Annotated in this window: 21 protein-coding genes; 16 read left to right on the top strand and 5 right to left on the bottom strand. The window is 53.2% G+C overall.

Annotated features, from left to right (window positions below; genetic code table 11):
* Positions 1-49 precede the first annotated feature (49 nt).
* The 6 genes from ACWAU4_RS14495 to ACWAU4_RS14470 all read left to right on the top strand — a co-directional run bounded on the left by ACWAU4_RS14495 (position 50) and on the right by ACWAU4_RS14470 (position 6,065).
* Positions 50-619, top strand: a complete 570-nt coding sequence (locus ACWAU4_RS14495; protein ID WP_243756787.1) for a methylated-DNA--[protein]-cysteine S-methyltransferase — start codon at positions 50-52, stop codon at positions 617-619.
* 87 nt (positions 620-706) lie between these two features.
* A complete protein-coding gene (locus ACWAU4_RS14490) occupies positions 707-1,168 on the top strand; it encodes a dual specificity protein phosphatase family protein (protein ID WP_045282645.1) in 462 nt (153 codons plus the stop codon).
* Positions 1,169-1,252: 84 nt separating this feature from the next.
* A complete protein-coding gene (locus ACWAU4_RS14485; RefSeq protein ID WP_208124897.1) occupies positions 1,253-2,770 on the top strand; it encodes a phospholipase D family protein in 1,518 nt (505 codons plus the stop codon).
* Positions 2,771-2,845: 75 nt separating this feature from the next.
* On the top strand, positions 2,846-3,742 hold the full coding sequence (locus tag ACWAU4_RS14480; protein ID WP_025012086.1) for a chemotaxis protein: 897 nt from the start codon (positions 2,846-2,848) through the stop codon (positions 3,740-3,742).
* A 141-nt stretch (positions 3,743-3,883) separates the two neighbouring features.
* Entirely contained in the window at positions 3,884-5,104 is a 1,221-nt protein-coding gene (gene sstT / locus ACWAU4_RS14475; protein ID WP_454290308.1) for a serine/threonine transporter SstT, read from the top strand.
* 625 nt (positions 5,105-5,729) lie between these two features.
* Positions 5,730-6,065 (top strand): hypothetical protein, encoded by a 336-nt coding sequence (locus ACWAU4_RS14470; RefSeq protein ID WP_243756786.1) that lies wholly within the window; start codon positions 5,730-5,732, stop codon positions 6,063-6,065.
* A gap of 97 nt (positions 6,066-6,162) precedes the next feature.
* Here ACWAU4_RS14470 and ACWAU4_RS14465 read toward each other — a convergent pair whose 3' ends face one another.
* Both ACWAU4_RS14465 and ACWAU4_RS14460 read right to left on the bottom strand, forming a co-directional pair.
* Positions 6,163-6,816: an RluA family pseudouridine synthase gene (locus ACWAU4_RS14465; RefSeq protein ID WP_208124896.1), complete on the bottom strand. Its 654-nt coding sequence runs from the start codon at positions 6,814-6,816 to the stop codon at positions 6,163-6,165.
* 99 nt (positions 6,817-6,915) lie between these two features.
* Positions 6,916-7,509, bottom strand: coding sequence for an acyl carrier protein phosphodiesterase (locus ACWAU4_RS14460; protein WP_028781043.1), 594 nt, complete (start codon positions 7,507-7,509; stop codon positions 6,916-6,918).
* A 146-nt stretch (positions 7,510-7,655) separates the two neighbouring features.
* On the opposite strand from ACWAU4_RS14460, the gene ACWAU4_RS14455 reads away from it, so the two are divergent.
* The 10 genes from ACWAU4_RS14455 (at position 7,656) to ACWAU4_RS14410 (ending at position 15,846) form a co-directional block, all read left to right on the top strand.
* Entirely contained in the window at positions 7,656-7,817 is a 162-nt protein-coding gene (locus ACWAU4_RS14455; protein WP_156029248.1) for a hypothetical protein, read from the top strand.
* A 58-nt stretch (positions 7,818-7,875) separates the two neighbouring features.
* Positions 7,876-8,913: a tRNA preQ1(34) S-adenosylmethionine ribosyltransferase-isomerase QueA gene (queA, locus tag ACWAU4_RS14450; protein ID WP_096142295.1), complete on the top strand. Its 1,038-nt coding sequence runs from the start codon at positions 7,876-7,878 to the stop codon at positions 8,911-8,913.
* Positions 8,914-9,061: 148 nt separating this feature from the next.
* Entirely contained in the window at positions 9,062-10,186 is a 1,125-nt protein-coding gene (tgt, locus tag ACWAU4_RS14445; RefSeq protein ID WP_028781041.1) for a tRNA guanosine(34) transglycosylase Tgt, read from the top strand.
* A gap of 28 nt (positions 10,187-10,214) precedes the next feature.
* Positions 10,215-10,547 (top strand): preprotein translocase subunit YajC, encoded by a 333-nt coding sequence (gene yajC / locus ACWAU4_RS14440; protein ID WP_025011473.1) that lies wholly within the window; start codon positions 10,215-10,217, stop codon positions 10,545-10,547.
* Between the two features lie 17 nt (positions 10,548-10,564).
* On the top strand, positions 10,565-12,415 hold the full coding sequence (secD, locus tag ACWAU4_RS14435; protein ID WP_044734800.1) for a protein translocase subunit SecD: 1,851 nt from the start codon (positions 10,565-10,567) through the stop codon (positions 12,413-12,415).
* Between the two features lie 11 nt (positions 12,416-12,426).
* On the top strand, positions 12,427-13,374 hold the full coding sequence (gene secF, locus ACWAU4_RS14430) for a protein translocase subunit SecF (RefSeq protein WP_028781039.1): 948 nt from the start codon (positions 12,427-12,429) through the stop codon (positions 13,372-13,374).
* 249 nt (positions 13,375-13,623) lie between these two features.
* Positions 13,624-13,941 carry a putative signal transducing protein gene (locus ACWAU4_RS14425; protein ID WP_025889448.1) on the top strand — a complete coding sequence of 106 codons (318 nt, stop codon included), beginning with the start codon at positions 13,624-13,626 and terminating at the stop codon, positions 13,939-13,941.
* A gap of 30 nt (positions 13,942-13,971) precedes the next feature.
* Positions 13,972-14,331 carry a rhodanese-like domain-containing protein gene (locus ACWAU4_RS14420; protein WP_208124895.1) on the top strand — a complete coding sequence of 120 codons (360 nt, stop codon included), beginning with the start codon at positions 13,972-13,974 and terminating at the stop codon, positions 14,329-14,331.
* Positions 14,331-15,242 (top strand): precorrin-2 dehydrogenase/sirohydrochlorin ferrochelatase family protein, encoded by a 912-nt coding sequence (locus ACWAU4_RS14415; protein ID WP_045282647.1) that lies wholly within the window; start codon positions 14,331-14,333, stop codon positions 15,240-15,242. The genes ACWAU4_RS14420 and ACWAU4_RS14415 overlap by 1 nt, the downstream gene beginning before the upstream one ends.
* 55 nt (positions 15,243-15,297) lie before the next feature.
* Positions 15,298-15,846 carry a YaeQ family protein gene (locus tag ACWAU4_RS14410; protein WP_208135924.1) on the top strand — a complete coding sequence of 183 codons (549 nt, stop codon included), beginning with the start codon at positions 15,298-15,300 and terminating at the stop codon, positions 15,844-15,846.
* 82 nt (positions 15,847-15,928) lie between these two features.
* On the opposite strand, the gene ACWAU4_RS14405 is transcribed toward ACWAU4_RS14410, so the two are convergent.
* The 3 genes from ACWAU4_RS14405 to ACWAU4_RS14395 all read right to left on the bottom strand — a co-directional run bounded on the left by ACWAU4_RS14405 (position 15,929) and on the right by ACWAU4_RS14395 (position 19,889).
* The gene (locus tag ACWAU4_RS14405; RefSeq protein WP_044734796.1) at positions 15,929-17,371 is read right to left on the bottom strand and encodes a carbon starvation CstA family protein; all 1,443 of its coding nucleotides are present in this window, start codon (positions 17,369-17,371) and stop codon (positions 15,929-15,931) included.
* A 134-nt stretch (positions 17,372-17,505) separates the two neighbouring features.
* Positions 17,506-18,216 carry a two-component system response regulator BtsR gene (gene btsR, locus ACWAU4_RS14400; RefSeq protein WP_025889454.1) on the bottom strand — a complete coding sequence of 237 codons (711 nt, stop codon included), beginning with the start codon at positions 18,214-18,216 and terminating at the stop codon, positions 17,506-17,508.
* Positions 18,213-19,889 carry a sensor histidine kinase gene (locus ACWAU4_RS14395; RefSeq protein WP_101059845.1) on the bottom strand — a complete coding sequence of 559 codons (1,677 nt, stop codon included), beginning with the start codon at positions 19,887-19,889 and terminating at the stop codon, positions 18,213-18,215. Before ACWAU4_RS14395 ends, btsR begins: the two co-directional genes overlap by 4 nt.
* Positions 19,890-20,007 lie beyond the last annotated feature (118 nt).

Below are 20,007 nucleotides of genomic sequence, written 5' to 3'. Positions count from 1 at the left end.
TCAGAGTCAAACCCCTATTCAAAAGCCATAAAATCAAGGGATTAATCCTATGAATACACAAGATAAACCGAGCTTGGCCGTATCGCTGAGTAAAGAGTGGCCGGCAGCAGAATTGGTGCCGGTAGCGGAGCTTATCATGGATTCGGCTGTGGGCCGGCTATGGCTTGCTGCGGGGCCCCATGGGCTGTCACATCTGTCGGTTTTGACGGGGGATGACAGAGAGCGCCGGATCCCGCTGGCGAGCGCGAATGCGGCGCAAAAGGCGCGGGCTGAGGCGATATTGGCGCAGACCAAGAGCCAGCTATTGGAGTATTTTGCCGGCGCCAGACAGGTCTTCGAGCTGCCGTTGGCTCCCAAGGGGACACGCTTTCAACGCGCCGTTTGGCAGGGGTTGCTGAGGTTGCCATACGGCAGTTTTACCAGTTACGGCGAGCTGGCCGTAAAGATTGATAACCCGAAAGCGGTCCGCGCTGTCGGCACTGCCAATGGTGCCAACCCGATAGCGATCATCGTGCCTTGTCACAGAGTCATAGGTAAGGATGGCAGGTTGACCGGCTATGCCTGGGGCCTGGCCATGAAGCAACAACTGCTTGACTTGGAAGCAGGTCGTCCAAGTTAATCTTTTGGCATAAATCAACGAAATCCTCCGGCGATTTGAGGTATTCTGAAGCCTGATTGAAGTCGCGTATTACTGAGGAAAACACAGATGCAACCACTCTTTTGGCTGGAAGAGGGAGAGTTGGCAGGAAGCCGGGGCCCAGCAGGCCAGAACTGGGATCTCGATGAGCTGCAGCGCTCCGGGATAGGTGCCATTCTTTCCCTGGCTGAAAATGTGGCGGCTGATTGGCCTCAGTCGCCATTTGAGTTTGCCTGTATCCCTTTGCCGAGTGGAGAAACCCCGCTGGATGCCGATTTACGGCTCTGTGTTGAACAGTTGCCCAAGGCGCTCGACTTTATCAAGCGCCAGCGTGCAGCCGGGCTTGGGGTACTGGTTCATTGCGAGTCTGGGCAAAACCGTACTTGTCTGTTGCTGGCCTACTATCTGATGGAACATGGTGTGGCACCGCTGCATGCGGTTTCCCGTGTTCGAGCGGTGGCCGATGCCGCCTTTGAATCCCATGGCTGGGACCAGTTTGTGTTCGATGTGCTCTATGCTTTACAGGAATAGCAAGCCAGAGCAGGAGGCGGGAATGCTGGATCCCGGAACGAATTAATGCTTGAATACTCTTCACTATTTCGAAGAATATTCAAAATGTTGCCACAGTTTGGAATACTGTTGATCCTCTTGTCATTGCTGAGTGCCTGTAGCTCGGCACCGACACGGGATCCCGCTTACAGCGACTCCAGCTATCTGGCAACGCCGGAGAGTTCTGTCTTGCTGGATTATCTGGAACCTCAATTGTCCATCCACCCATCGCAGACGGGTGTGCTGCCGTTGACCGAAGGTGTCGATGCCTTTATTGCCAGGTTGGCGCTTATCCGCAGTGCCCAGAGCAGTATCGATCTGCAGTACTACATTTATCGGGCCGATGAAACCGGCAAAACCCTGGTGTGGCAACTGTTGGAAGCTGCCGAGCGCGGTGTGCGGGTAAGGCTGCTGCTGGATGACACCACGAGTGCGCCGCTTGAATCCGGACTGGCGGCCTTGAATCATCATCCCAATATTCAGGTTCGCCTCTATAACCCAGTATATTCCCGCACCTTCAGAGGCTTGTCTTGGCTGTTCAGTTTCGCCCGCTTGAACCACAGAATGCACAATAAGTCGCTGACGGTGGACAACATGGTTTCTGTGGTGGGAGGGCGCAACATAGGCAATGAGTACTTTTCTGCCAACGATGAACTTGAGTTCGGTGACTTTGACTTGCTCGCCATAGGAAAAGCCGTCCCGGCTATCTCTGATCAGTTTGATCTTTACTGGAATGCGCCGCTGACCATTCCACTTGAGCAGCTGCTGCCCAAGCGTCTGACCCGGGAAAAACTGCTGCAGGCCGATGCCAAGATGCGGCAGGAGCAGCAGGCGATGCAGGATCACCCCTATTATCAGCGCCTGTTGCAGAGCCAGTTGATAACCAACATGGAGCAGCAGCAACTCGACTGGTATTGGGGCGAAGCCAAGGTGTTGTTTGACCCGCCCGATAAGCTGCGCAGCGCCGAGCCCGAGAGTTGGATGCTGGCCGATATCGGTCGTTTTCTGTCCCAGGTTGAAAACAACATACTGATCATCTCGCCCTATTTTGTGCCCACCGCCAAAGGGGCTGATGCCCTGGCACAGGCGGTAGCCAATGGAATTGAGGTTACTGTGGTGACCAATAGCCTGGCAGCCACAGATGTAGTGGCCGTGCATGCCGGCTACAAGAAGTATCGTAGGCAACTGCTGGAAGCCGGTGTCAGCCTCTATGAAGTCAAGGCCGACCCTGACCATAAGCCTTCTTCATGGCGCGGCAGCTCACGCACCAGCTTACATGCCAAAACTTTTGTGCTGGACGATAAAGATGTGTTCGTCGGCTCGTTCAATTTTGATCCCCGCTCTGCCTGGATCAATACTGAAATGGGAATTCTGCTACATCAGCCCAAGCTTGCTGAACACATGCAGCGGCAGCTGGGCGGCGCCTTACTGCGCAATGCTTACCGATTGGCGCTGGAGGAGGATGAGCTGGTGTGGCACGACGATGCCAAACAAGAGGTGTTCTATAATGAGCCTGCCGCCGGTTTCTGGCGCCGTCTCAGTGCCGATATCCTCAGCCTTTTGCCTATTGAGTCGCAATTGTGAACTGCAGTAGGCCACCATAGGTTCAAGCCTGTGTTATCCTGAAGCGTTTAACTTATTGTCTGTTATGGTGTTGTTATGAAGAGTAAGGCCAATCAATCTCAGGGACTGCTGCTGTTTCATCTGTCGGCAAGCCAGCTGTTTGCCATCGGCACCTTGAAGATCCGTGAGTTGGTACCTTATATGCCTCTAAACCAGATCCCCCAATCTCATTCAGCTGTGATGGGGGCGGTAAACTTCAGAGGACACACTATTCCCGTAGTGGATATGGCGGCGGCCGTTGGTTATCGCCCGGTCACCGCAGAGGAGCGCAAGAGCTGTTTTATCATCATCACAGATTGTCAGCGGATGGAGATAGGCTTTCTGGTTCGCGGCATAGACAAGATCCTCGAATGTAACTGGCGAGATATTGAATCACCGCCGGATAACCTGGGACGCAATGCCTATCTCACCGGAGTGACCCGCTACGACAATAAGCTGGTACAACTGCTGGATGTTGAGTTGCTGCTGTCGAAGATTTTCCCGATTGCGGCCCAGAGTGTGGCCATGCTGACCGATGTGCAAAGGGAAAGGTTGAAACCGCTGCGGATCTTGCTGGTGGACGACTCCAAGGTGGCCAGAAAGCAACTGTCCGATGCACTGGACTCCATAAATATCCCCTATGAAGTCACCTCAAACGGTGCTCAGGCTTTGGCCATCATGGAAAAGGCCGCGGCCGAAAAGCGCCCTGTAGATCTCCTGGTGAGCGACATCGAAATGCCGGGTCTGGATGGTTATGAACTCGCCTTTGAGGTGAGAGACAAACCGGCACTCGCCGGAGCTTATATTATTCTGCATACCTCGCTTTCCAGTGAGATCAGTGTCAGTCAGGCGCACCAGGTAGGTGCCAACGAAGCCCTCACCAAGTTCGATGCCCATGAACTTATTGATGCCATGCTCAGAGGCGCCCAAATTGCGCAAGATAGTCAAAAATGACATCACTGTTGCCAAAATGCGTGCTCAGGGTTATCCAGACGACACAAATAGGCTTCAAAGCTAGACATTAGCGGTTTCATCCGCTAAAAACGTAACTCCTGTGGCACTGGTGCCAGAAAGATAATAACGACAGGTCAGGCAATGAACCAATCTTCTTTACTTTTGGCCCGATTGGCCAAGAGCAGTCTTGTACTGCAAATCCTTTTGGGGATCATCGCGGGCATGGGGCTCGCACACTTTGCTCCGGAATGGGCAAAGAGCGTTTCTTTCCTTGGAGATCTTTTTGTCGGCGCGCTTAAGGCGATAGCGCCGATCCTGGTATTTCTGCTGGTGGCGGCATCGATTGCCAATCAGAAGAAAAATACCAAGAGCAATATGCGGCCAATTATCGCCTTGTACCTGTTCGGTACTTTTGCCTCGGCACTTACAGCTGTGGTAATGAGCTTTATGTTTCCCACCACACTCAAGCTCAGGGCGCCTGAACAGTTATTGTCGCCGCCGCAAGGTATTCTGGAAGTTCTCAATACTCTGTTGTTCAAATTGGTCGACAACCCAGTCAATGCTCTGATGAATGCCAACTATATCGGTATTCTGGCTTGGGGTATTGGTCTTGGATTGGCACTGCATCATTCCAGTGATTCGACCAAACAGGTATTTGCCGATGTCAGTCATGGGATCTCACAGATGGTGCGCTTTATTATCCGCTTGGCGCCGATAGGCATCTTCGGTCTGGTGGCCGTGACCTTTGCCGAGAGCGGTTTTGAGAAAGTGTACAATTATGGCCGTCTGCTCGGTGTCTTGCTGGGAAGCATGGCTATCATAGCTCTGGTCGTGAATCCGCTCTTGGTGTTCTACAAGACAAGACGCAATCCTTACCCGCTGGTGTTCGCTTGTCTGAGAGAGAGTGGCGTAACCGCCTTCTTTACCCGTTCGAGCGCCGCCAATATTCCGGTGAACATGGCCTTGTGCGAGCGCCTCAAACTGCATAAAGACACCTACTCGGTTTCTATTCCTCTGGGGGCCACTATCAACATGGGCGGGGCGGCAATTACCATTACCGTACTGACCCTGGCAGCTGTGCATACCACAGGCACCAGTGTCGACTTGCCTACCGCTTTGCTGTTGAGCCTGGTGGCCGCTGTGTCGGCTTGTGGTGCCTCCGGGGTGGCAGGTGGTTCACTGCTGCTGATCCCTCTGGCTTGTAGCTTGTTTGGCATCAGCGACAGCATCGCCATTCAGGTGGTGGCTGTTGGCTTTGTTATTGGGGTCATTCAGGATGCGGCCGAAACTGCACTGAACTCTTCCACCGATGTGTTGTTTACCGCGGCAGTCTGCCAGGCCGAAGAGCGCAAGCTAAGCTAAGGAAGGTGCGAACAAGCCCCATGTGTGCTCTGCGTCGACTTACAGGCCTGGATGCAAGGCGTGGTTCGCAGCAAATGGCCCTAGTCCTTTGCAAGAAGCACAACACAGCAGGCAGGCCTGTAAGCCACGCCCTTCGGGGCTTTCACAGCAACCGGCTCTCAGCGTTATCCGACTTCGACAGGCCCCGGCATGCCTTCAGTCAGATGCCTTGAACGCCAATTGCTGTGCAAGCCAGAGTGCCACGAGGACTTATTCGCACCTTCCCTAAGAAATATTGTTGAAGATAAAGGGCGGCCTCGGGGCCGCCCTTTGTTTTTGGCCCCCATTTGCCATGGTGTGACCGTTTAAACGGCCGACGGGAAGGGCATTGTGTGAGTCATTTCATAAATTGCTTAAATTAGCTGCAATAAGTGATCTTGATCACACTTTTATTTTTTCACTGGGCTACACTGCGCACATTAGAGAGATTTCATTCTAACTTATTGGTTTTTAATGATTTGGAATCAAATTTTTCACTTTTCTGTTACTTTTGGCCGGGTAAAGGGGCACTATGAGTTCTATGCTTAATGTCATGCATTTGGGGTCAGCCAAAGAGGCTGGGCTGACATGGTTTAAGGGTATGGATATGTCTGGAGTAGAAAAGCGCAAGCGTCTGCACCGACAGAACGAACAACAGCGAGAATTTCTTGGTTGTTGGCAGGATAGTCGCCCCGGCAGTGGTGAAGAACTGACCTTGTATCGTGAAGGTGGCAAGCTGTTTTTGGAAACCTGGTTCAGCGATGGTTGCCACAGCGTGGATGAGATGAAGTCCAAACAGATCAATGCCGGTTTATGTCTGGAAGATATGGGTGGTAACCTGTTTGGTGAGTACTTTATTTTAACCGCAGAGGGCAAGCTGCAGTTTTGCACCGAAGGAGGTGATAGCTTCAGTCTGGAACCCAAATCTGTGATGAGTGCCTGATAGCAGTTTGACTAAGTCTTGAAAAGAAAACGCCCGCTTAGCGGGCGTTTTCTTTAGCTGTTTTTTCTAAGGCTTTCTTTATCAAGCCTTGCAAGGGTCAGAAAGGTGACAGGCTGACAAAATGCATCTCGGCGCCCGAGTAAGGGTGGCAAAATGCCAGGCTGGCCGCATGCAGACAGAGCCGCGGACGGGCACTTTCAATCTCACTCTCACCATAGAAATCATCCCCTAAAATCGGATGCCCCAATGCGAGCATGTGGACTCTGAGCTGGTGAGTCCGGCCGGTTTCCGGTTGCAATGCCACCAGGCTGGAATTTTCACGGTGCTCAAGCACCTTGTAGTGAGTGACCGCTCTCTTACCTTGCTCCGAGACTTGCTGCAGAGGCGGATTGGCCTTGTCCGCTGCCAGTGGCAAGTCGATAACACCAACTGGCTGTTCAAGATGTCCTGCCACCTCGGCCACATACAGCTTATCGCTTTGCCGCTCCTGAAACTGGGTCTTGAGACTGGACTCGGCGGCCTTGTTACGGGCGAATACCATGATCCCTGAGGTGGCGCAGTCCAGCCTGTGCACCAATATGGTTTCCGGATACAGGCGTTGCAAGCGGGTGAGGGCGCAGTCATGGGTTACGGCGGCGCGCCCAGGGTTGGACAACAGCCCGGATGGCTTGTTGATGATAATAATATCGCGATCCAGATAGCGGATATCGAGCCAGGGCAGGGCCGGTGGGCGGTACTCAAAAACTTGCATGAACTCTCCTTCGTGAAGGCGCAATTCTAACAAAGCCATGGGCCCGGCAAAAGTGGCTTTGAGGGTTCACCGAACGTGGCAGTTGGCACTTTGCTTCAATCAGAGAAATTCTGCCGGGGTCTTTCTGGCCCATATCCGGCTGTAAGCCATCAATTGTGGGTAAAAGGTTCGAAAGGCGATTTCAATTTCGGTATCGAGTTTTTGCAGCGCCTGTTGGGCGCCGTTGAACAGCTCAGGTTTTGAAAGGCGACGACTCACACCTGTCACCGCACTGTTGAGTCCCTGGCGGCTTTGATAACTCAATAGCCAATTCTGCTGTTCCATCACAGGCGCCAGTTTGGTTAAGCCTTCGGGTAGGGAGGGAGTTTGCCTTAGGCTCTCGTAGGCCTTGTTGCAAAAGGCAGCTAAAGGTTGATGATGATATTCCTCCCAGTATTTGGCCAGCATATGGTCAAAGGCCAAATCCATCAGTACAGGCGCCACTCTGGCAAGTGGCTTGGGGAAAGTACGCACTAACTCGCGGGTTAACTCGTGGCTATCGGTCAACTTGTCTATCTGTCTGTGGAGCCAGAGCCCTTGTTGCAAATGTTTGGGAAACTGTTGGATATTGCCTTTGGCAAAGTCGCCGGCGAGATTGGCGCCGAGAGAGGTTTGGCTGATATCGGCCAGATGCAGGTGTGCAAGGAAGTTCATATTGGCTACTGGGTGTCGAATTCGCCCTCAAGTTACCATGACAAGCCGGCAAATGAAAACAGTCTCTGGCGCCTCGATGAATGTTCTCTTTTTGCTCAGTGAAATAAGATGCTACGCTTAGCGTTCGGTGACGCAGAGGATCAAGGATGATGTGGGACTGGTTCAATAAACTTATCAACAAAACGCCACGGCCCCAGAGACGCAGGGTCGAGGTGGACATTCCGTTCGAGCAACTCGAATATCGGCGCGAGCCCTTCGATGACAACAAGCCCCTTGCCGAAACGGCAAACGAACCGCTGGAGCCTTGATCTTAACGCCTCAAATCCCTAGACTAGCCGCCGTTTCCAGCTAAGCCGAGGCCCATTCATGCGTGTAGCAGACTTTTCTTTCGATCTTCCAGAGGAACTGATTGCCAAGTTCCCTATGGAGAAACGCAGTGCGTCCAGATTATTGACTCTGGATGGTAACAGCGGGGCCCTTAGCGACTGCCGCTTCACCGAATTGTTGAACCTGGTTCAGCCAGGCGATCTCATGGTATTCAACAATACCCGGGTTATTCCGGCGCGCCTGTTCGGGCAGAAGGCAACCGGCGGTAAGCTGGAAATCCTGGTGGAGAGGATGCTGGATGATAAGCGGGTGCTTGCCCATGTGCGTAGCTCCAAGTCACCGAAAGAAGGCAGTGAAATTTTACTCGATGGCGGCTTCAAGATGTTGATGAGAGCGCGTCACGATGCGCTGTTTGAACTTGAACTGGTATCCGGTCCGAGTGTGCTCGAAGTGCTTGAGCAGGTAGGCCATATGCCGTTGCCACCCTATATAGACCGTCCCGATGAAGATGCCGACAAAGAGCGCTATCAGACAGTTTATAACCAAACCCCGGGCGCAGTTGCGGCGCCGACAGCCGGTTTGCACTTTGATGACAATATGTTGGCCGAGCTGAAAGCCAAAGGCGTGGATATTGCCTTTGTGACCCTGCATGTTGGCGCCGGTACTTTTCAGCCGGTGAGGGTCGATAACGTCCTGGAACACAAGATGCATTCTGAGTGGGCCGAAGTGCCGGCCGAGGTGGTGACAAAAATCCACAACACCAAGGCGGCCGGGAAACGGGTGATCGCGGTTGGCACCACTTCGGTGCGCTCGCTCGAGAGCGCAGCCCGCGCCAGTGAAGGCGAATTGCAGGCCTTCAAAGGGGATACAGATATTTTCATCTATCCCGGATATGAGTTTCAGGTAGTGGATGCCATGGTCACCAACTTCCACCTGCCGGAGTCGACGCTCATCATGTTGGTCAGTGCTTTTGCCGGCTTTGATGAGGTGATGAACGCCTATCGGCACGCGATTGCCGAAAAATACCGCTTTTTCAGTTACGGTGATGCCATGTTTGTGACTAAAAAAGCTCACTGATTACGACTTTTGTTTTAAAATACCCGCCTCAATGAGCGGGTATTTTGTCTTAAGGGTGAACCTTTGCCTTTTTGACCCTCTGTTGTCTATACGCTGCGGCCTAAGTCCGCGTAATTAAGGTCAGACTGTTTCTCTGACGAGGTAAATCATGAAATTTGAATTGGATACAACTGATGGCCGCGCACGCCGGGGCCGATTGATTTTTGACCGTGGCACAGTCGAAACCCCGGCTTTTATGCCGGTTGGAACTTACGGCACTGTGAAGGGGATGACTCCGGAAGAAGTGCGCGCCACCGGAGCCGATATTCTGCTGGGGAACACTTTCCACCTCTGGCTGCGCCCAGGTGAAGAGATCATGCGTAAGCATGGTGACCTGCACGATTTCATGAACTGGCAGCGGCCGATTCTTACTGACTCGGGTGGTTTCCAGGTTTTCAGCCTCGGTGATATCCGCAAGATCACCGAAGAAGGGGTGCATTTCCGCTCGCCCATTAATGGCGAAAAGATTTTCATGGATGCCGAGAAGTCGATGCAGATCCAATATTCGCTCGGCTCGGATGTGGTGATGATTTTCGATGAGTGCACGCCGTATCCGGCCACTCACGACGAAGCCCGCAAGTCGATGCAGATGTCACTGCGCTGGGCAAAACGTTCACGGGACGAGTTCGACCGCCTGGAAAACCCCAACTCACTGTTTGGGATTATTCAGGGCAGTGTCTATGAAGATCTGCGTGATGAAAGCCTCAAGGGCTTGTTGGAAATAGGTTTTGACGGTTATGCCGTCGGCGGCTTGGCTGTAGGGGAACCCAAGGCGGACATGCACAGAGTACTGGAGCATGTTTGTCCGCAGATCCCAACAGACAAGCCCCGTTATTTGATGGGGGTAGGCAAACCGGAGGATCTGGTTGAAGGCGTACGTCGCGGTATCGACATGTTTGACTGTGTGATGCCAACCCGTAATGCCCGCAATGGCCACCTGTTTGTCACAGAAGGTGTTATCAAGATCCGCAACGCGCGGCATCGTGACGACACATCACCGCTGGATCCGGAATGTGACTGCTACACCTGTAAGAACTACTCACGGGCGTATCTGTACCATCTGGACCGCTGTAATGAAATTCTCGGGGCCCGTCTCAATACCATACATAACCTGCGTTACTACCAAAGGTTAATGGAAGGTTTGCGCGGCGCCATTGAGACAGGTACATTAGACGCCTTTGTGAAGGACTTCTATGGTCGTCAAGGCCGTGAAGTACCTGAATTGGTGGATTGATTTTATTTGCTGATAAGAAGAGAAAAATATGTTTATTTCAAATGCTTACGCTAGTGCGGCCGGTGCTCCTCAGTCTGGCGGTACCATGGAATTGGTGTTCATGCTGGTGATCTTCGGTCTGATCTTCTATTTCATGATCTTCCGTCCTCAGTCCAAGCGTGTTAAAGAGCACAAAAATCTGATGGCGTCCCTGGGTAAGGGCGACGAAGTCCTGACCAGCGGTGGTATCATAGGCAAAATTGCCAAGATCAGCGACGAGAATGATTATGTTCTGCTGAGCCTGAACGACAGCACCCAGATCACCATCAAAAAAGATTATATCGCGGCGGTATTGCCAAAAGGCTCTATCCAGTCGCTATAAGCCAAGGGGGCTGAGGCGTGTTAAATAAGTATCCTTTATGGAAGAACCTGATGGTGGTGATTATCATCGCCATCGGGGCTTTCTATGCCGTACCTAACCTCTTTGGTGAGGATCACGCGGTACAAGTGGTGGGCACCCGCGGTGCGGATGTGACTGTCACTACCCAGACACAGGTTAACGACTTGCTGCAAAGCAAGGGGATAGGTGTCAAGCGTTCCGAGTTGGAAAACGGTCAGTTACTCGTCAGAGTCAACAATGCCGAACAGCAGTTGTTGGCCAAAGAAGCGATAGCCGAAGCCTTGGGTGACAAGTTCAGCGTGGCGTTGAACCTGGCACCGGCGACACCGGCTTGGCTCGAGTCTCTCGGTGGTTCACCGATGAAACTGGGTCTTGACCTTCGTGGTGGTGTGCACTTCCTGATGGAAGTGGACATGGGCGAAGCCATTCGCAAGATGGAAGAAGCCAAGATCGCCGATTTCCGCAGTCAGCTGCGGGAAGAGGGGATCCGCTACTCGGGTGTCAAGGCTACGGCCAAAGGTATTGAGATCAAGTTCCGCGATGCCGAGAACCTGGCCAAGGCCGAGAGTTTCCTGAAGAGTCGCTCCAACGATATGGTATTCAGCGATGCCAGCGAGGGCAGCAACTTTGCCCTGATGGCCACCATGAGCGAAGTCTACCTCAAGCAGGTGAAAGAAGACGCTCTGTCGCAGAACATCACCACTATTCGTAACCGGGTGAACGAACTTGGGGTTGCTGAACCTGTAGTACAACGTCAAGGCGCCGAGCGCATTATCGTAGAACTGCCTGGGGTACAGGATACGGCTCGTGCCAAAGAGATCCTCGGGGCGACCGCTTCCATTGAATTCCATATGGTCGATGAGAAAGCCGACATGAACGCGGCGCAATCGGGACGGGTACCACCCGGTTCCGAGGTGTATCCTCGTCGTGAAGGCGGTATTGCCGTATTGAAGAAAGAAGTGATGCTGACCGGTGATCATATTACCGGCGCTCAGCCAAGCTTCGACCAATACAGCCGGCCTCAGGTGAGTATCAGCCTGGACGCCAAGGGCGGCAGTATCTTCTCCAACGTGACCAAGGACAACATCGGCAAACCGATGGCGACCCTGTTCATCGAGTATAAGGACAGCGGCAAGCGTAACCCTGATGGCAGCGTGAAGATGGATAAGATAGAGGAAGTGATCTCTGTCGCAACCATTCAGGCTCGCCTCGGCCGTAACTTTGTTATCACGGGTCTGTCTCATGGTGAAGCCCAGAATCTGGCGTTGCTGCTGCGTGCCGGCGCGCTGATTGCACCTGTATCCATAGTTGAAGAACGCACCATAGGCCCAAGCCTGGGTGCCGAAAACATTGAAAATGGTATGCAGGCGATGCTCTGGGGTATGGCAGTGGTATTGATCTTCATGCTGATCTACTACCGTGCCTTTGGTGTTATTGCCAACCTGGCGCTGTGTGCCAACCTGATCATGGTTGTTGGTGTGATGTCGATGATCCCGGGCGCAGTACTGACTCTGCCGGGTATCGCCGGTATGGTGCTGACAGTGGGTATGGCGGTGGATGGCAACGTGCTTATCTATGAGCGTATCCGTGAGGAGCTTCGCGCAGGTCGCAGTGTTCAGCAGGCTATTCATGAAGGTTATGGCAACGCGTTCTCCACCATTGCCGATGCCAACATTACCACCTTCATCACCGCACTTATCCTGTTCGCTGTGGGCAGCGGCGCCATCAAAGGCTTCGCCGTGACCTTGATGATAGGTATCGCGACATCCATGTTTACCGCTATTGTCGGCACCCGGGCGATTGTAAACGCCATGTGGGGCGGCAAGCGCGTGAAGAAACTGTCGATCTAAGGAAGCTGATTATGTTGCAGATTTTATCATTTAAAGGCTCTATCAACTTCCTGCGTCACGCTCTGCCCATCAGTATTATGTCGGCAGTGCTGGTAGTGGCTTCCCTGGCTTCCCTGGCAACCAAGGGGATCAACTGGGGACTGGATTTCACCGGTGGCACCTCTGTCATCATGGAATTCAGTAAACCCGCTAACCTGGACGAGCTGCGTCTTGCCTTGGACACTGAGCTGACCTCGGGCGCCGTGGTACAGAACTTCGGTTCCAGCCGCGATGTGGTAGTGCGCCTGCAGGTGCGAGAAGGCATCAAGAGCGACCTTCAGGTCAAGGAAGTCTTCGCCGCTGCAGCCAAACAAGACCCGGCTGTGCAGCAAAAGAGCGTAGAGTTTGTTGGCCCTCAGGTCGGTAAGGAATTGGCAGAGCAGGGCGGCCTGGCGGTACTGGTTGCGCTTATCTGTATTCTTATCTACGTCTCTTTCCGGTTCGAGTGGCGTCTGGCCATGGGCTCGGTTGCCGCGCTGGCGCACGACGTGATAGTGACACTGGGCTTGTTCTCCTTCCTGCAGTTGGAGTTTGACCTGACGGTACTGGCAGGCTTGCTGACCGTGGTGGGTTACTCGCTCAACGATACTATCGTAGTGTTTGACCGTATCCGTGAGAACTTCCTCAAGATGCGTAAGGCAACACCTGTGGAAGTGGTGAATACCTCAATCACCCAGACCATGAGCCGTACCATTATCACCACCGGAACCACGCTTATTACTGTGGTTGCGCTGTTCCTCAAGGGCGGCACTCTGATCCACGGCTTTGCCACGGCATTGCTGATGGGGATTTTGGTGGGTACTTACTCCTCCATCTATGTGGCGAGCTTCCTGGCAATTAAGCTTGGGATCAATCGTGAGCATATGATGCCGGTGGAAGTAGAGAAAGAAGGCGCCGATCAGCCCTCGCTGATGCCCTGATAAACCCAAGTTGAAAAAGCCACCTGCGGGTGGCTTTTTTGTGTCTGGATAGCTGGAAACGATTTTGAAGTCAGGCTCCCCAATCAGTTTTTGGTGTAGATTTGCGGTTTTGTTATCAAAAAGTAAATTCACTTAATTCTGTCACTCGACAGTCCAGGCGTTTATCAGTAGCATGGGCAGCGGATCCTTCCACAGGATCCATTCCTTAATTTCTCTGCTGCGGTAGAGCCTAAAGTTGTAGGAAGAAACATGGAAGAACGAAAAGTCATGGTAGCCGGTGGTAATCTGCTGCAGGCTCATACCTGGAAGGGAATGCTTGAGACCTCAGGATTGAGGGTCGAACTGCGTGGTGAAGCTCTGCTGGGCGGTGTGGGAGAGTTGCCGGTTGATATGCAAACCGTTGAACTTTGGGTCCCGGAATCTCAGCGGGAACAGGCTCAATCGCAGCTGGCCAGTCTCAATGCCGATAGACCCCAGTGGCAGTGTCTGCAATGTCATGAATTCAACGACGCCAGTTTTGAGCTCTGTTGGCAGTGCAGCGCCGAACGCAGCGAGTGCCATAATTAAGTTATCGCTGGCACAGCCGGAGAGTGGCAAATGACAAACAGCCTTGATTTTATGGCCTTGGTCGAACAGGCAAGAGGTCAGGTCCGTGAGCTGAGCATTGAAGAGTATCAGCTGGACGACGGTTGGCAACTCATCGATGTACGTGAAGATCATGAGTGGCTCAAAGATCGTCTGCCGCTGGCCAAACACTTGTCCCGCGGCATACTGGAGCGTGATATTGCCAAGCGATTTCCGGACAAGTCGGCCGTACTGTTACTCTATAGTGCCGGTGGGCAACGCGCCTTATTGGCAGCACTGAGCCTGCAACAGCTGGGATACCGAAATGTGGCCTCGCTTGCCGGTGGTTATCGAGCCTGGTGCGCCCACGAACTGCCTTTGGTACAGGATTAATGCAATATTTTCCCCTTTTTGTTGATACATCGCGGATAAGAGTGCTGCTGGTCGGTGCCGGTGAAGTGGCCAGCCGCAAACTGGATCTCTTGGCCAGAACCGAAGCCGAAATTCACGTTGTGGCGCCCAAGGTGAGCGCCGAGGTGGAAGCCTATGCGGCCAGTGGCCGAATTTGGCTGTCGCGCCGGGGCGTGGAGGAGCGGGATCTTGCCGAGCGGGAGCTGGTTTATCTGGCTACAGCCGACAGTCATCTGAACCAAACACTGGCGTCCAAGGCGCGCGAGCTTGGTGTATGGGTCAATGTGGTCGATACCCCATCCGAGTGTGATTTTATCACCCCCTCAATCGTCGATAGAGGGCGACTGGTAATGGCTATCAGCACAGCAGGCGCCGCGCCTGTGTTTGCAAGAGACTTGCGAGCCAAACTTGAAACTCTGCTGCCACCGACCCTCAGCCCTTTGCTGGATTTTATCGCCGAGCACAGAGAGGAAGTGCAGCAGCGCCTGCCTTCGGTGGATGCCAGGCGGCGCTTCTGGGAGCATTTCTTTAAGCTCAATGGTGACAGGTTTGACGCCAGCACCCGGGAGAATTTCGAGTTGAGCTTTGCCTCAGGTGAAGCCCAAGGGGAGTTACTGCTGTTGGCAGATGACTGTCATCTGCAGTTGTTGCCGCTGGCTGCGATGCCTATGTTGCAGCGGATAGACAGCCTGATAACAGATGCCGCCCCTACGGCTGAGTTGCTGGAGCTTATCCGCCGGGACGCGTCACGTACTGCGCCCATGGCAGACAGCGGCCTGTTGGCATCCTATCAAGCCGGTATGCGGATGTTGCGTCTTGCCGACGCAAACGAAGTCGCCAGGCTCAAGGCGGCGTTTCCGTTCGCCAAACATTTGCGCCCCGGCGCTATTTAACCCCTTTATTTCCTTATTGAGGCAGCATCAGCCTCTTTATCACAGAGAAGTTATCATGGCCTTGAAGGCGAGTATTTTTAAAGTTCAGCTCAGTATTGCTGACATGGACAGGCATTATTATCAGGATCATCAGCTGACCATTGCTCAGCATCCGTCGGAAACCGACGAGCGTATGATGGTGCGCTTGCTGGCTTTTGCGCTCAACGCCACTGACAGTTTGGCCTTCAGCAAGGGCTTGTGTGTCGATGATGAGCCTGAACTTTGGGATCGCGAGCTCAACGGTGATATTCGTTTGTGGGTCGAGTTTGGTCAGAGCGATGAAAAATGGCTGCGCAAGGCCAGCGGCCGCGCCGATGAAGTGCAGCTGTTTACCTATGGTGGCCGCAGCGTGCCTATATGGTGGCAACAGAATCAGCATGCCTTTAACCGTTATGGCAACCTCAAGGTTTGGGAGATACCCGAAGAGCAGGTGAAGGAGATGGCGCAATTGGTCAGCCGCTCAATGAAACTGGGCTGCAATATCAGCGATGGGATTATTTACCTGAGCAACGACAGTGCCAGTGTGATGGTGGAGCCCAAGGTGTTGAAGCCCTTGGCGCTGTGATTGTTTCGGTTGCTGCGAGTTGTTTTAAATAACAAGAGCCGCCTCAAAAGGGCGGCTCTTGGGTTATGCAGGTTTCCTGAGCTTAACCCTCTTCAGGGATCACTTCATCGACCTCGTTACGGCCTTTGGTCTTTATTATCACCAGGGCGGTTACCAGCAGGGTCACCACTATGCCGCTGATGGTGGATACTGTCATTGGCAGACCGGCACCCAGGGTACTGGAGTTGAGCAGGAAGCTTATCACTACCGTGGTCATAAACATCGCCGGAATGGTACAGATCCAGTGCAGCTTGTTGTGGCGCAACAGGTAGGCCGAGGCTGTCCACAGCATCATTACCGCTGTTGCCTGGTTGGCAACCCCGAAGTAGCGCCAAATTACACCGAAGTCTACCTGGGTCAGTATCGCCCCTATGACGAACAGCGGAATTGCCAGCATCAATCGCTTGGGCATCTCTGTCTGAGGCATATTGAAGTACTCAGACAAGATCAGCCTGGCGGAGCGGAAGGCGGTATCGCCGGAAGTGATAGGCAGAATGATGACTCCAAGCACCGCCATAAAACCACCGACAGCACCGAGAAGACCGGTTGAAGCACCGTAAACCACGTTGGCAGGGTTGCCGTCCATACCGGCTTTAAGCCCTTCGACGCCGTCGAAGAAAGACAGGGCCACGGCACACCAGATAAGGGCAATGATACCTTCGCCTATCATGGCACCGTAGAACACGAAGCGGCCATTGGATTCATTTTCAACGCAGCGGGCCATCAAGGGAGACTGGGTTGCATGGAAACCTGAAACGGCACCACAGGCGATGGTGATGAAGAGCGCCGGCCACAGCGGGGCATTGTCCGGATTCAGGTTCTGCAGGAAGTCACCGGCTTCAAAGCCCGGCAGCAGAGTATGCTCACTGGACAGCACTATGGCTATGGTCAAACCGACAGACATGAACAGCAGCAAGGCGCCGAAGAAGGGATAAAGGCGACCGATAATTTTGTCTACCGGCACTATGGTGGCAATCAGGTAGTAAACAAAGATGATGCCGACAAACAGGCCGACGCTGCCGCCGGTGAGTTTACCGAGCAAGCCGGCCGGAGCTGAGATAAACACCACACCCACCAACAACAGCAGTATGATGGCGAAGATGTTCATAAAATTCTTGGCACCTTTGCCAAGGTATTTACCCGCCAGGTTAGGCACTGACTGACCGCCGTTACGTACCGACAGCATGCCGGAGAAGTAGTCATGCACGGCACCGGCAAAGATACAGCCGATAACAATCCACAACATGGCTGCCGGGCCGTAAAGGGCCCCCAGAATAGGGCCGAAAATAGGGCCCACACCGGCTATGTTCAGCAGTTGGATAAGGTAGACTTTGCCCTTGGACATGGGCACATAGTCGACACCATCTGTTTGGGCGTAGGCGGGTGTTTGTCTTTTATTGTTAATCCCGAATATTTTTTCTACAAAAGTACCGTAGATGAAGTAGCCGCCGATCAACAGACCGACACACAGCAAAAACCACATCATAGTTGTTATCTCCCCGATTTGAGTTGACGCAATTGTAAACACTTTGGTTACAAGGCCCAGCGGGAACTGGGTCAGCGGTCAAAAGTCGGGGGTGAGCGGTTATCTAGGGCGCCGAGCGGTTGTTAGCTTGTGCTTTACTGGTAACCAAACAGCTGTTTCAGCGGCTTGAGAAAGCGTCTCGATACCGGGATCTTGGCGCCGCTGCGGGTGGTGACCTCGGCGCCTGTTTCCAGCAGTTCTATCTCGGCAATGGCAGTGGGCGCCACCAGATACTGGCGATGGCATCTGAGCAGCGGGGTTTTTTCTTCCAGTAGCTTCAGTGTCAACTGGGTATGAACCTTCTCCCTGGCGGTCGCCACATGCACCCCACCGAGATCGCTGAAGACAAACTCCACCTCGGTGACAGGGACCACCTTGAGACGGTTGCCGCTGAAGCAGGGCAGGTGTTGCAGTTGTTGTGGCGCTATGGCCGACAGCGACTGAGGCCTGAGATCCCGGCGAAGCTTATCCAGGGTCTGGCTGAGGCGCTTCTCATCCAGGGGTTTGAGCAGATAGTCGAAGGCATGGTTATCGAAGGCCTTGACGGCAAATTCATCGTAGGCGGTAACAAACACTACTCTGGGCATATTGTCGGGATCCAGCATGGCGATAAGCTCCATGCCGCTGATCCTTGGCATTTGAATATCCAGGAACAGCAATTGAGGCTTGAGCTTGGCTATCGCTTGCATGGCCTCTATGGCGTTGCCACATTGGCCGAGAATTTCAATGTCGCCGGCCTGAAGCAGCAGCTCTGCCAACTCTTCTCGGGCAAAAGGTTCGTCATCGACAATAAGACAAGTGATCACAGGGCTGTTTCCGTTATGGGTAAATGTATGCTGACTCTAGTGTAACTGTCGCGCCGGCATTCGACACTGACACCGTAATCTGTGCCGAAGAGATTCTGTATTCTTTTGTGCACCAGGTTCATCCCCAGGCCGTCAGATTCTTCGGCGGGTTGATAGAGCCCTGCATTATCCGTGACTTCCAGTATGAGCCTGTCATCGGTGCGGCGGCCTTCTACCTGAATACGGCCAGTGTCTATCAGATGCGAAGTGCCGTGTTTGACCGCGTTTTCTATGATGGGTTGCAGGGTAAAGGCCGGCACTCTGATCGCCAGCAGAGATTCGGGAATGGCGATATCTACCTCGAGCTTATCAATGAAGCGGGCCTTTTCTATGGTGAGATAGGCTTCGATATGCTCAAGCTCATCTCCCAGGGTCACCAGGCCGGCAGTACGCTTGAGGTTAATCCGTAAAAACTGACTCAGCTGTTGCAGCAAGGTTCTGGCCATGGGCGGATCGCGACGAATGATTGCCCCTATGGTATTGAGCGCGTTGAACAGGAAATGCGGGTTGACCTGAGCTTGCAACAGCTTGAGCTCGGCCTGGGTCAGCAGGTTTTGCTGCTGCTCGAAACGGCCGTAGAGAATCTGATTCGACAGCAGGCGGGCGATACCTTCCCCCAGAGTACGGTTGATATTGAGAAACAGCTTGTTCTTGGGTTCATACAGTTTAATGGTCCCTATGACCTCGTTGTCGCTGCGAAGCGGGATCACCAAACTGGAGCCTAATTTACAACCGGGGGAGATGGAGCAGGCATAGGGAACCTCTACTCCGTCGGCAAACATCACCTTATTCTGCTGTATGGCATCCAGGGTTATTTGGGACGATATCAGGGTGCCGGGCAAGTGGTGATCGGCTCCTATGCCGATAAAGGCCAAGAGTTTTTCCCTGTCTGTGATGGCCACGGCGCCGACACTGGTTTCCTCTATGACTATCTTGGCAACCTGGGTGCTGGTTTCCTCGTTGAAGCCGGAGCTCAAGAGGCCCACACTGCGCTCGGCGATTTTCAGCGCCTTGGTAGAGAAACTGGACGAGAGCTTATCGAACATGGTTTTTTGGTCCCGCACCATGCTCATGAACAGGGCTGCGCCTATGGAGTTGACCAGCAACATGGGTGGGGCTATTTGGCGCACCAAATCCCAGGCTTCATCAAAAGGCTCTGCCAGTAGCAGGATAATGCTCATCTGCATCATCTCGGCATAAAAGGTGATAAGACACACCAGAATGGGATTGAATACCAACTCGGCCTTGCCCTGACGGCGCAGATAATAGCTGATCATCCCGGCGGATAAACCTTCCAGGGTGGTGGAAACCGCGCAGGCCAGATCGGTAAAACCACCCAAGCTATACCTGTGTAAACCTCCCGTCAGGCCGACCAGCAAACCTGTTGTCGGGCCGCCGAGCAGGCCACCGAGTACGGCGCCCATGGCGCGGGTATTGGCGATGGCACCATGGGTCTGCTCACCAAAGTAAGTGGCCATGATGCAAAAGCTGGAAAATACCAGATAGAGAAAGATCTTATGGGGCAGCCGGGTCGATGCCTCAGTAAACAGCTTGAACAAAGGGGTCTTGCTGACCAGATAAACAATCACCAAATACAGGCTCATCTGTTGTGTCAGCAATAGAATAAGGGACATGAAAACTCCTCTTGCACAAGCAAACCGCCGCCATAATGACAAACAAGTTGCGCAAAATCAGGGAATGCTGCAGCAAAATCCGTTAAAAATCGGCAGCGACTCATTATTTTGTGGAGGA

This window comes from Shewanella sp. FeAMO (assembly GCF_053653955.1).
The sequence above is the reverse complement of the archived record's forward strand: the minus strand, read 5'-3'. Positions and strand labels throughout refer to the sequence as shown.

Coding starts and splice junctions, on each gene's coding strand:
- ACWAU4_RS14410 (WP_208135924.1), top strand. CDS start 15,298: ATGGCCTTGAAGGCGAGTATTTTTAAAGTTCAGCTCAGTATTGCTGAC.
- ACWAU4_RS14480 (WP_025012086.1), top strand. CDS start 2,846: ATGAAGAGTAAGGCCAATCAATCTCAGGGACTGCTGCTGTTTCATCTG.
- ACWAU4_RS14395 (WP_101059845.1), bottom strand. CDS start 19,889: ATGTCCCTTATTCTATTGCTGACACAACAGATGAGCCTGTATTTGGTG.
- ACWAU4_RS14415 (WP_045282647.1), top strand. CDS start 14,331: ATGCAATATTTTCCCCTTTTTGTTGATACATCGCGGATAAGAGTGCTG.
- ACWAU4_RS14495 (WP_243756787.1), top strand. CDS start 50: ATGAATACACAAGATAAACCGAGCTTGGCCGTATCGCTGAGTAAAGAG.
- ACWAU4_RS14405 (WP_044734796.1), bottom strand. CDS start 17,371: ATGATGTGGTTTTTGCTGTGTGTCGGTCTGTTGATCGGCGGCTACTTC.
- ACWAU4_RS14455 (WP_156029248.1), top strand. CDS start 7,656: ATGATGTGGGACTGGTTCAATAAACTTATCAACAAAACGCCACGGCCC.
- ACWAU4_RS14420 (WP_208124895.1), top strand. CDS start 13,972: ATGACAAACAGCCTTGATTTTATGGCCTTGGTCGAACAGGCAAGAGGT.
- queA (WP_096142295.1), top strand. CDS start 7,876: ATGCGTGTAGCAGACTTTTCTTTCGATCTTCCAGAGGAACTGATTGCC.
- ACWAU4_RS14470 (WP_243756786.1), top strand. CDS start 5,730: ATGTCTGGAGTAGAAAAGCGCAAGCGTCTGCACCGACAGAACGAACAA.
- ACWAU4_RS14460 (WP_028781043.1), bottom strand. CDS start 7,509: ATGAACTTCCTTGCACACCTGCATCTGGCCGATATCAGCCAAACCTCT.
- secF (WP_028781039.1), top strand. CDS start 12,427: ATGTTGCAGATTTTATCATTTAAAGGCTCTATCAACTTCCTGCGTCAC.
- ACWAU4_RS14465 (WP_208124896.1), bottom strand. CDS start 6,816: ATGCAAGTTTTTGAGTACCGCCCACCGGCCCTGCCCTGGCTCGATATC.
- yajC (WP_025011473.1), top strand. CDS start 10,215: ATGTTTATTTCAAATGCTTACGCTAGTGCGGCCGGTGCTCCTCAGTCT.
- ACWAU4_RS14490 (WP_045282645.1), top strand. CDS start 707: ATGCAACCACTCTTTTGGCTGGAAGAGGGAGAGTTGGCAGGAAGCCGG.
- tgt (WP_028781041.1), top strand. CDS start 9,062: ATGAAATTTGAATTGGATACAACTGATGGCCGCGCACGCCGGGGCCGA.
- ACWAU4_RS14425 (WP_025889448.1), top strand. CDS start 13,624: ATGGAAGAACGAAAAGTCATGGTAGCCGGTGGTAATCTGCTGCAGGCT.
- sstT (WP_454290308.1), top strand. CDS start 3,884: ATGAACCAATCTTCTTTACTTTTGGCCCGATTGGCCAAGAGCAGTCTT.
- ACWAU4_RS14485 (WP_208124897.1), top strand. CDS start 1,253: ATGTTGCCACAGTTTGGAATACTGTTGATCCTCTTGTCATTGCTGAGT.